We start from the raw sequence: 11,133 nt of genomic DNA, 5'->3' as shown, positions 1-11,133 counted from the left end.
TTTAAACTAATTTCGGAAGCGTAGTCGCTCCATGAGGCATAAGGTTAATCGTAAGATTTTTATTTTGATTATTATTATAAGAAATATTAAGTGCCTCCTCTAATGTTCTAACAACAATAATTTTTGTATTCTTCAGCAAATCAGGATCAATTTCTGAAACTAAAATTAACCTATACTTTTCCCCTGTTTCGCAGAAGAAGTATCCTACATATTTTGAGATAGTATAATTTTCTCTAAGATCTCTTTCCCTATCAAGCATATTGTCAAAATTTAATATCATATCATTAATATCTTTAATTTCTCCAATCCCCTCACTGCATTCAGCAAGTACTATAATAGTACCTCCTTCCACAACTGCTTCCTTTGCATTTATCAAAGTTTTTATTGATTGATAAAGATTTATATCTTTTGGTGCCCCTCCCGCACTTGCAATAACTATATCGGATTTACTTTTTATATTAACACCATCGATACTATCCACCAATTTTCTTCCTGCCTCATGAGCTGTTATATAATCTCCAGCAACTGCACCAGCTATATTACCATCAGGCCCCATAATTACATTAAACATGAATGCCGGTTTTACCATAGCAGCTGCTTGCATCATATCATCATGTACCTGATTTTCTATAATATTACCTGAACACACACTTTCTCGTGTCCCACTTCCAAATCCATCATTCAAAGAAAGTGAATGATTAGATGATATTGTTTTAAATGATGCAATACCAGGAAGTATAGATTTTTTTCCTCCTGACCATCCTACAAGAAAGTGATAAATTATAGCTCCTGTAATAACTATATGATCACATTCAACAGCTTTTTTATTTACCATAACAGGAGTTCCATAGCTTGTATCCCCCAGATATACCATGCTTTCTTCATCGAAGCAATCATGGTCGTAAATTTCAAATCTTTTTGATAACTTTTCCCCAAGAAGTATCTCATGTTCTGCTCGCGTATGTTTCCTGTGAGTCCCTTGAGCAGATAGGAATATAATATCTTCATCCTTTACTCCACCTTCACTGAGTTCCTCTACGATTTTATATAGAAACTTATATGGTTTTTGCCAGCTTCTTGTAATATCCGAAACTATTATGCAAACTTTTTCACCTTCATGCACTATATTTTTAAGTCTTTCACTGTCAATAGGATTATACAATGCTTCAGCTATGATTTCTTCTTCTGTCTTATTCTCTTTAAAATCATTGCTTTCAATTATTTCCAGAAGATCTTTTTCTTCAATAAAACCTCTCATTTTATCCTGTCCATATTCCATATTAATCTCTTTCATTCATAGCCCTCCCAAATAACGAAACTATTAACACATTTGAATATTTATTAACATTTTAATAAAGTTTTCCATTTACTTTTAATATAATACAAATTTTAACTGTAGTCAAATTAGAATTTAGAAATAGTATCACATTGATATTACACCACTTTAAATTCACATATATTCAACATCATATTGACTATGATATAATAAACATAAACTTAACATATTGGGGGGTGTTCTTTATGAAGGTATGCCATACATTCAAATTTAAATCAGCTTGCTCCTTGCAAAGACTACACAAAGTCGGCTATGCTTTGTTTGGAGCCTAAGCTGTTAAGTTAGCTGAAATGCGCACATGTTTTAGGTTCTGTAACACATAGCCTTTTTGTATTCTTTGCTTTAATACTTTAGTAATGGTGGAGGAGTAAAGAAATGAAATATGCAAAGGCACAAGATGTGTTACCAGAGGAAATCGTTAAAATAATACAAAAATATGTAGACGGAAAATATCTTTATGTTCCAAGGAGAGATGAAAATCATAAGGCTTGGGGTGAAAAGAGTGGTATAAAGAATAATCTTAAAATAAGAAATAAAGAAATTTATGAAAAATATATTGATGGAGCTACCATTAATGGGCTAACTCAAGAGTATTATTTATCAGAAAAAAGTATAAGAAGAATAATAAGTCAAGAGAAGCACATATGCTCATAATCATTACAGAACTATATATTAGATTGAATGCTTATTTTAAATCATGTTATCATTTTATTTGTTGAGAGCCAATGAAAGTTATCACTTATGATTTAGAAGAAACTTCAAGATCAAATGATTATGAGTATGTAGTCCGTTTTAAACTAGGATGATTATTATTACTTTCAGGTGGAGTAATAATAATCATCTTTTTTTAGTTAGCTGATGGTGAGATAGAGATTTAAGTAATAATATTTATTTATGTGAATAATAAATATTACACATATTAGGAAAGAGGTGCTAAATTTTATGAATGCCTTTATAAAAAAGCATGAATATAACTATATAAAAAGATGTATGCAAGATTTAAATAATGCTTTCAGAAGCTCTACAGATGCCAATATTATCGAAGCTACCAGAGCATATATATGTAATAAAATACTAAATATCTTCCCTAATCTATCTAAGGAAGAAAAAGAATTACTTGATATTACTAAAATAAATGATCCATTATATATTGATTCGTATTTAAACGAGTTACATGAATATGTATATGAAATGCCAACTACTACCAATGCACAGATTAACAAATTATTCAAAAAAGAAAAAAAACTTAAAATACCAAACCTGGATTTACAAGATTCAAAGAATGTGTATTTAGGTTGGCTTGATGAGTCTACTAGAAAATTATTTGTAGCTTATAACATGAATGGTAAGCTTGTAGGTATGACCTGTAAACTTACAAGCAGTAGCTCAAATAACACTCATATGTGTACTCTTTGTAATCGCATAGGTAAAGAAAATGATGTGGCATTTGTATCAGCTATCTGTAAAACAGATAATACTGGTGAAGGTGCCTATAGGTCAATAGGATTTGATATATGTTTAGATAGCGATAAATGTAATGATAGAATTCTATCTGTAGAAAAACTCGAAAGAATTCTAAAAGACGTTAACAATATAAAGTGATAGCTCATAAATTTCATTATAATATTTAAAATGGCTACTTAGCTATTCTTTCTAGGATGTATACAAAAAAATTAAAACCATAGAGAAACTCAAATCTCTATGGCTTTAATTTTATATACTGTAATTTATGACAACTATACTAAAATGTCATATTTAATTTTGAAAATTCACTTTTTCTATATAGTGACAATTAACATCAATATGATTTAAAAATAACAGTAACCTTTCATAAAGTGGATGAACTTTATCACCATATTTTGTTTCTAGACTTTCTCCGATGTCTTTTACATTTTTCTTTCCATCTATCTGCAATAATATCCAGCTTCCATATTCATCTAAAGAAATTTTTTTATACTCTGGAATTCTGAATTTAAGTTTTCTAAAGAACCTTTGGACCCTATGGTCTTGTTTTAAAAGTATAGTCACAATATTATCTTTATCCACTTCATACTCTAAATCATCAGATATTTTATATACTAACGCTAAAACATCTTTATTATTTTCCAGCATTTTTTACCTTACTCTTTAGAATTGGTATTGCAGTTGCTATTACTAAAATTATTAGTAATATGAATGCCATTCCATTAGAAGCAGCAAATCCACTTGGCTCAGCTCCACCTACAAGACCTGATATTTGGAATATTATACCTACAAGTCCAAGTATAGAACCTCCAGCAACTAATCCAGAAGATAAGCTTATACCATTTGAAACTTTAGCTTCTTTTTCCTTTTCAGATTTAGAATTCTTTTCTATAAATAGACGTACCAATGCTCCTGCTAATATTATAGTAGTTGTAGATATAGGTAAATAGAATCCTATAGCAACTGCCATTATAGGAAGGTTTAGCATAAACAAAACAAGTCCCATAACAACACCAGCAATTACCATTACCCAAGGTAATTGGCCTGACATTATTCCAGCAGTTAGTGTAGACATTAAGTTAGCTTGTGGTAATGCAAACGGAACATTATCACCAGTCATTGCAAGTTGATCTGAAAGTAATAATATAGTACCAACAACTACTGCAACACCTAAAATTCCAGCTATTGCAAAGTACTTTTCCATTTCTCTTTTATCGCCACCTATTACAAATGTAACCTTTTGAGATTGTGAGTAACCACCTGCTACTGATATAGCGGTAACAATAAATGTCCCAAATAAAAGTAGTGATTTATTGCTTTCAGGGCTCTTCCATCCCATTACAACAAATAATGATGTCACAATAACTATAGAGGCTATAGTCATTCCTGATACAGGAAGATTTGAAGTTCCTATAGTACCAGTCAAACGGCCAGAAACTATAACAAATAATAATGATAAAAACATTGATAAAATAGAAGCAAGTATTGCCATTACTATATTACCATTAGATGCTACAAAACCACCTACAAATCCTAATATTATACCACCAAGTAATATCATATTTTCAACAGATGAACTCTTTCCGCTATTTGAAGCTTTAGCATTAAGAGTTTCTTTTATAGAAGATATTATAGTCGGAATAAGTTTTATAGCGCCTATTAAACCACCAGAAAGCATCATCCCTGCCCCTATATATTTTACATAGCTACCAGCTATATCTTTAACTTGCATAGCATTTATAGCAACATTAGGATTATTCCACACAGATCCTCCATCTCTTCCAAGACTTGAGAAATAGCCTATTAATGGCATAATACCAAAGTTAGCTAGTATAGCTCCAGCAAACATAGTTAAAGAAACTTCCATACCAACTATGAATCCTATTCCTAATAGTAGCGGATTAACTTCAACTTCAAATTTCCACTTATAAAACGACTCATTTACATAACTTATAACATTGTTAACTAAATTCAAAAATGAACTTGTTATAACAGTTATAATACCACCTATTCCAAAACCAATTCCCATAAACTTCATTGATTCTCCGGCACCTTCTGAAGCAACAAGTGTTTCAGATATAGCCATTGATTCTGGATACATTAATTTTCCGTGTTCTTCAACAATTAAGTAATTGTAAACAAGAGAAGCTATTCCTATACCAAATAAAACTCCAGCTGCTCCAACAGAAAAACCTTCTATGAAACTAACTTTAGAGCCTATTAAAAGAATTGCTGGTAATACGAATATTACACCACTCGCAACAGATTCTCCACCACTTGACATACCTTGAACTAAATTTTTACCAAGTATACCTTTTTGCTTTGCAAATACAGCTATAAATGCAGATCCTATTATAGATCCTGGTATACCAGCAGCGACTGTAAGTCCTGACTTCATTCCCGAGTAGGCCGTTGATGCTGCAAATAAAACAGCCAATATAATACCAATTATCAAAACCGAAACGTTTCCACCCGACTTAGAACCATTAGAAATGTATGGAACATAGTCTTTACCAACTACACCGCCATATGCATCTTTGGACAATTTATTATTCATGAGGACACCTCCTTTTATATTTCACAAGCAATATTATAACACGATTTTCATATAATACTATATTTTTTGTCTTTAATCGCCTATATTTTTTTAAATATTCTCAGTAAAACATTTAACTTTTTTGAATATCTACATATATATATGTCATCTTAGAAATATAAAATCATTTACACTTCAATTTATTTCTAGAGCTTATATTTTAATAAAGTTATGTTTTCCTATAATAAGCGGTAATATTCTGAGTATAAAAATATATAACATATTGGTTTAACTCCCTAAATATATTGTATACTTGATATTAAACTCCAGATACTATTAATCACACAACTAAAGAATTATTTTAAGCTTATTTGAATAATCAATTGCATGTGGATAAAAACATTTAAAATCACTTTCAAGACCTTCATAATTATCAATTAGCTCCTCTATAGGATTTACTAATGGGTGCCTTGTATTCGCAAATCTTACAGCAATTCTATCAACTGCTATTTGAACACCATGTATATCCTTGTAGGAAAGGAGCCAGTTTTCTTCTATAATAAAATTCATCCTTCTTATTAGCTTATCTGGCAGACAGTAAGAAAACTTTCTAAGTATCCCATAAAAATTATCCGCATATTCTTCTAGCGATATTGAAGAATAATCATGCCAATTTTTAGCTAAGAAATGATCATAAAATATATCAATTAATACTCCAGCCAAACGTCTATTAGTATTTGAAATTCTTTTTCTACTCCTTATGAAATCTGGATGGGAGTCCGTAAAGCTATCAAGCTTCTTATGCATAATAATCCCCTGTTTTATGGATTGTTCAAATTCACCTTCCAAAGTTTTACTTACAAAGTCCCCAAGAAAATTTCCTAGCATACTTTCTTCGCTATCATCTGCAAGATATATGTGTGCTAAATAATTCATTTTTTCTCCTTTCAAGTTTTTCTAAATAATGTCTTAAATTTATAATTTGTACTACTTATTGTTTTTTCATTCCTTCATCGAAATAATTCATCTTATATATAGATGTCAAAATTATTAACTAGACTTATTACATGAATTTTACCTCATTCTCATTGCTTTCTTTTATTATATAGTTATTCATAATTAATTACACTCCATAATCAATATTTCACCTTTAAATTATACGAATTTCTTATTATAAGCAATAGAACCATCCTTATTGCTTTTTAATTACTATGTAGTTTGCATAGTTCACTAACTTCTTTTTACCTAATATACAACCATGTTATTGATAATAGAAATTACAAGTGTTAAAATTTAATAGAAACAAATTTAAATAAGGTTCTAATAGATGTAACTATTATAGTATATTATTGAGCATTTATTCTAAATTATATTAAGGAGTGACGTTAATGGAGAAGATAGCAAGTTTTACAATTAATCACCTAGAATTGCTTCCTGGTGTATATGTCTCAAGACAAGATAAGTTTGGTGATACAGTTCTTACAACTTTTGATATTAGAATGACTAGACCAAACTTTGAACCAACTATGAATACAGCAGAGATGCATGCAATAGAGCACTTAGCTGCTACATTCTTAAGAAATCATAAAGATTATGCAGATAAAACAGTTTATTTTGGACCAATGGGATGTAGGACAGGCTTTTATTTGATTTTACATGGTGATTATAAATCTAAAGATATAGTTCCTCTACTTACAGAACTATATAAATTTATGGCTGAATTTGAAGGAGATATTCCTGGTGCTTCTGCTAAAGATTGTGGAAATTATTTAGATATGAATCTACCAATGGCAAAATATTTGGCAAATAAATTTCTTAACGATATCTTGTTAAATATAACTGAGAAAAATTTAGTTTATCCTAATTAATAAAATTAGAATTAAACTTATATGATACAAAAAATAGGATGCTTTGTGAGCATCCTATTTTTTCTTTACTTATATATACTTATAGAATCTCTTAAAGAATATTCATCTAAAAATAATCCATTAGTATTTCTAATACCATATTATTCCACTATCTTATTCTTAAAATAAAACTCTTTATCCTGTTCATTTATTTCCCTTAATACGCGACAAGGATTTCCTACAGCAACTACATTTTCAGGAATGTCATGGGTAACAACACTTCCTGCACCTATAACTGAGTTATCTCCTATGGTAACACCAGGTAAAATGACTGCATTAGACCCTATCCAAACATTATTACCTATCTTTACTGGAATTGAAAATTGAGTTCCTGGCTTACGAAGATCAGGATCTACCGGATGGCCTGTAGGCGTTATTGTTACATTAGGTGCTATCATAACATGCTCACCTATATATACATCAATATCATCTACAATTACAAGATTAAAATTAGCATAGAAACAGTTACCAATGTGTACATTTTTACCGTATGCCATATGTAGTGGTGGTTCTATCCAAACCTCATCCCCCATATCACCTAGTAATTCTTTTAAAAGCTCTTTCCTTTTAATTTTCTCACTTGGACGTGTATGATTATAATCATATAATAATTCCTTGCACTTTTCACGTTCTTCATCAAGACCTTCTCCTATATCGACATATAGCATACCATTTTTTATTCTTTCCCTAATTGTCATAGTAGCCTCCCAATTTATTTTATTAATCTTCTGATTATTCACGTGTATTCTTTTATATAGAAATGTTCTGAATTATATCCTTCAGAACATTTTTAGTACTTTATATAAGTTTATTATATTTTAGAAATTGCAAAACTATATTCTAAATCTTTACTTGAATCGATACAGAATTCAGGTAATACTGGCGCTCCCCAGCTATCATCTCCGCCAACCCCCATTTGTTTACCTATTATATTCACATGAGTAAAATTAACAGATGGTAATTCTTCTATATGAAGTGCATTTTCTAATTCCATGTTGCTGTATGGTAAAACACTAAATTCAAATGGAGCTTTACCATAAGTAAATTTAAGACCTTCATTTTTATCATTTTTAACTACTAGCCACCTAGTTCGTGTTCTGTTTCCACATTCTTGTGGGACTAGGTATCTTGATAAGTTATCTATTGGTGTGCTATCGTAAATCCCTAGTTTAGAACCTTCACATCTATCTATATAGTTTTCTTCCGGTCCCATTCCATACCAACTAAATGAATTAAATTCAGCTAGTAATTTAAAATTCATTCCTAGTATAGGCAATTCAGGTAATCCGCTAACTCCTTTATACTTAACATTTACTTTAATTATTCCTTCTCCAGATACTTCATAAGTTATCTTAACATTAGTAGATAGCACTGTTGGTAATTGATAAGTATAATATAATGTAATCTTCTCATCAAATTCCTCAACTGAAAAATCCACATACTTCTGCCCCATAGTAGCAGCCAGCCATTGACCGCATCTAAATTCATGTTTATTCCCTCTATCATTATCTGTTGTTGCTCTCCAATAGAAAGTTTTTGGTGTTCTCGTTATAAACTCCTTGTTATTATATCTCAAGGATACAATTCCTCCTTCTTGTTTAGAGAATATAACCTTGAAATCTTTTCCGTGAACCCCTATGTTTACATCTCCATGAATGATCTTCATTTTAGACTCTGAATTATGATTATTCATATCTGATTTTTCTTTAATAACCTTTTGTCCAAATGCTACTTCATATCCTTTTTCTGCCCAAAGTGTATCTTGTACTAATCTTAATGATGTTGTAAGTACAATTTCTTCAAGAAAATTATACTTTTCTATTGGAAGTTCAATATATTTTTCTTCTCCTGAAGCTACAGATACATTTAGATAACCATCTCTTACTAGTTTTCCATCTCTTTCAACGATATAGTATAAATCATATTTATCAGTGTTAACAAAAAGATTTTGATTCTTAATAGTCACCCCTTTTGCATCTGGTTCTAATTTTACGTTTTGATATAGGTACTTAACTTCCTGTGCTTTAGGCGATATAGTTCTATCTGCATAAATCAAACCATTTCCAGAGAAATTATAATCTGTTGGACGATCTGTAAAGTCTCCTCCATAAGCTAGAACTTCTTTTCCATCTGGAAGTTTTCTATATAAAGCTTGATCGCCATAATCCCAAATAAATCCACCTTGATACATCAAATATTTATCTTCAAGTTCTGTATATTTCATCATTCCACCAGTTGAGTTACCCATTGAGTGCATGTATTCGCAGCTGATATAAGGTTTCTTTGGATTATCATTAAGATATTCTTCTATTTCTGCTGCCTTTGCATACATTCTACTTTCCATGTCGCTCGTGTCATCAAATTCTCTACATCTAGTTACCCCTTCATAGTGCACTAAACGTGAAGGATATTTTTTTCTAAAGTATTCAGACATTTGATAAATATCTTCACCCGCATAAGATTCATTACCACATGACCAAATAAGAACAGATGGATGATTTTTATCTCTTTCAACCATTGATGATGCTCGATCTAAAACTGCTGCCTGCCATTCTGGAAGACTTCCTGGCACATTCCATGACGGTTCAATCTGCCCCATCTTTTGCCATGAACCATGACTTTCTAAATTTGTTTCATCTATTAAATAAATCCCGTATTCATCGCAAAGCTTGTACCATAAACTTTGATTTGGATAGTGTGATGTTCTAACAGCATTAATATTATGTTGTTTCAAGAACTTAACATCCCATAACATATCCTCTTTCGTAATTGAACGTCCACGTCTTGCGCTGAATTCGTGACGGTTTACACCTTTAAAGATAATACGCTTTCCATTTAGACACATAATTTTATCCTTCATTTCAAAGTGCCTAAACCCTATCTTTTGAGTTACAACCTCAACTAAAGTACCATCTTTTTTCTTTACTAAAATATAAAGTGTGTATAAGTTAGGCTCTTCTGCACTCCATAAGCTTATATTTTGCGCATCTAAATATAAAGTCAGCTCATCAGAAAACGGAACTTTTTCAGATATAGCTATTTTATTTCCTTCTTTATCTTCTAAATATGTTTCAACTGTTGTTTCTGAATTGCCAATCATTTTAAGTTCAGCATTTAACTTTGCATTTTTGAAATCGTCATATAAATCTGTTTTTATAAATATATTCTTTACATGAGTTTCTGGAACTGCATATAAGTATACATCTCTAAAGATGCCTGAAAATCTCCAAAAATCTTGATCTTCTATCCAACTTGCGCTACTCCTTTTATAAACCTCAACTGCAAGTTTATTTTCTCCATCTCTTAAATAGTCAGTAATATCAAATTCTGATGGTGTAAATGTATCTTCGCTATATCCTACAAATTCTCCATTTACCCATACATAAAATGCTGTTTCAACACCTTGAAAAGAAATAAAAGTCTGCTTATTTTTGAGTTCATCTTTAACTTCAAAAAATGTTACATAGCTTCCCACCGGATTATATGTTTTAGAAATATGAGGTGGTCTTAATTCATCATGACCTTCCCAAGGATACATGGTATTAATATATTGGCATTTATCATATCCTTGAAGCTGAATATGACCTGGAACTTCGATATAATCAAATCCATTTATATCAAACTCATCCTTATAAAACTCTTTAATTCTTAATGATGGATTTTCACTATATGAAAATATCCATTTTCCATTTAAATTTTGCTTAAGAGGCATGGCGTCTTCTAATTTAACATCCTCAACTTTTTCATAAAACCAATGATCGGAATGAGCATCTATTCTATTAACTCTAAATATTTCTGGATCTTCTAGCCAATCTAATGACGGTTTATTATTAATCATACTCTTACCTCACTTTCACCTTGTAGAGTTATTGCTTTTTTAAATTAAAGTT

General features: G+C 30.7%; 9 protein-coding genes. 3 read left to right on the top strand and 6 right to left on the bottom strand.

The genetic code is table 11. The annotated features are described in order from the left end of the window. Position 1: 1 nt before the first annotated feature. Entirely contained in the window at positions 2 to 1,294 is a 1,293-nt protein-coding gene (gene larA / locus T483_RS0124895; RefSeq protein WP_026889264.1) for a nickel-dependent lactate racemase, read from the bottom strand. A 417-nt stretch (positions 1,295 to 1,711) separates the two neighbouring features. Between larA and T483_RS0124890 the strand changes: the two genes are divergently transcribed. Then, entirely contained in the window at positions 1,712 to 1,990 is a 279-nt protein-coding gene (locus tag T483_RS0124890) for a CD3324 family protein (protein ID WP_026889263.1), read from the top strand. Between the two features lie 288 nt (positions 1,991 to 2,278). Next, on the top strand, positions 2,279 to 2,938 hold the full coding sequence (locus T483_RS0124885; protein WP_026889262.1) for a FusB/FusC family EF-G-binding protein: 660 nt from the start codon (positions 2,279 to 2,281) through the stop codon (positions 2,936 to 2,938). A gap of 153 nt (positions 2,939 to 3,091) precedes the next feature. Here T483_RS0124885 and T483_RS0124880 read toward each other — a convergent pair whose 3' ends face one another. The 3 genes from T483_RS0124880 to T483_RS0124870 form a co-directional block, all read right to left on the bottom strand. Further along, entirely contained in the window at positions 3,092 to 3,448 is a 357-nt protein-coding gene (locus T483_RS0124880) for a PqqD family protein (protein ID WP_026889261.1), read from the bottom strand. Then, positions 3,435 to 5,357, bottom strand: coding sequence for an OPT family oligopeptide transporter (locus tag T483_RS0124875; RefSeq protein ID WP_026889260.1), 1,923 nt, complete (start codon positions 5,355 to 5,357; stop codon positions 3,435 to 3,437). Before T483_RS0124875 ends, T483_RS0124880 begins: the two co-directional genes overlap by 14 nt. Positions 5,358 to 5,684: 327 nt before the next feature. Continuing rightward, positions 5,685 to 6,272: an ACP phosphodiesterase gene (locus T483_RS0124870; RefSeq protein ID WP_026889259.1), complete on the bottom strand. Its 588-nt coding sequence runs from the start codon at positions 6,270 to 6,272 to the stop codon at positions 5,685 to 5,687. Between the two features lie 452 nt (positions 6,273 to 6,724). Between T483_RS0124870 and T483_RS0124865 the strand changes: the two genes are divergently transcribed. Beyond that, positions 6,725 to 7,204, top strand: a complete 480-nt coding sequence (locus tag T483_RS0124865) for an S-ribosylhomocysteine lyase (RefSeq protein WP_026889258.1) — start codon at positions 6,725 to 6,727, stop codon at positions 7,202 to 7,204. A gap of 140 nt (positions 7,205 to 7,344) precedes the next feature. On the opposite strand, the gene T483_RS0124860 is transcribed toward T483_RS0124865, so the two are convergent. Both T483_RS0124860 and T483_RS0124855 read right to left on the bottom strand, forming a co-directional pair. Then, the gene (locus tag T483_RS0124860) at positions 7,345 to 7,941 is read right to left on the bottom strand and encodes a maltose acetyltransferase domain-containing protein (protein ID WP_026889257.1); all 597 of its coding nucleotides are present in this window, start codon (positions 7,939 to 7,941) and stop codon (positions 7,345 to 7,347) included. 113 nt (positions 7,942 to 8,054) lie between these two features. Continuing rightward, positions 8,055 to 11,081, bottom strand: a complete 3,027-nt coding sequence (locus tag T483_RS0124855; RefSeq protein WP_026889256.1) for a glycoside hydrolase family 2 TIM barrel-domain containing protein — start codon at positions 11,079 to 11,081, stop codon at positions 8,055 to 8,057. Between the last annotated feature and the right edge of the window lie 52 nt (positions 11,082 to 11,133).

The sequence above is a fragment of the Clostridium beijerinckii HUN142 genome, from assembly GCF_000621745.1.
GTDB classification, from domain to species: domain Bacteria; phylum Bacillota; class Clostridia; order Clostridiales; family Clostridiaceae; genus Clostridium; species Clostridium beijerinckii_A.
The sequence above is the reverse complement of the archived record's forward strand: the minus strand, read 5'-3'. Positions and strand labels throughout refer to the sequence as shown.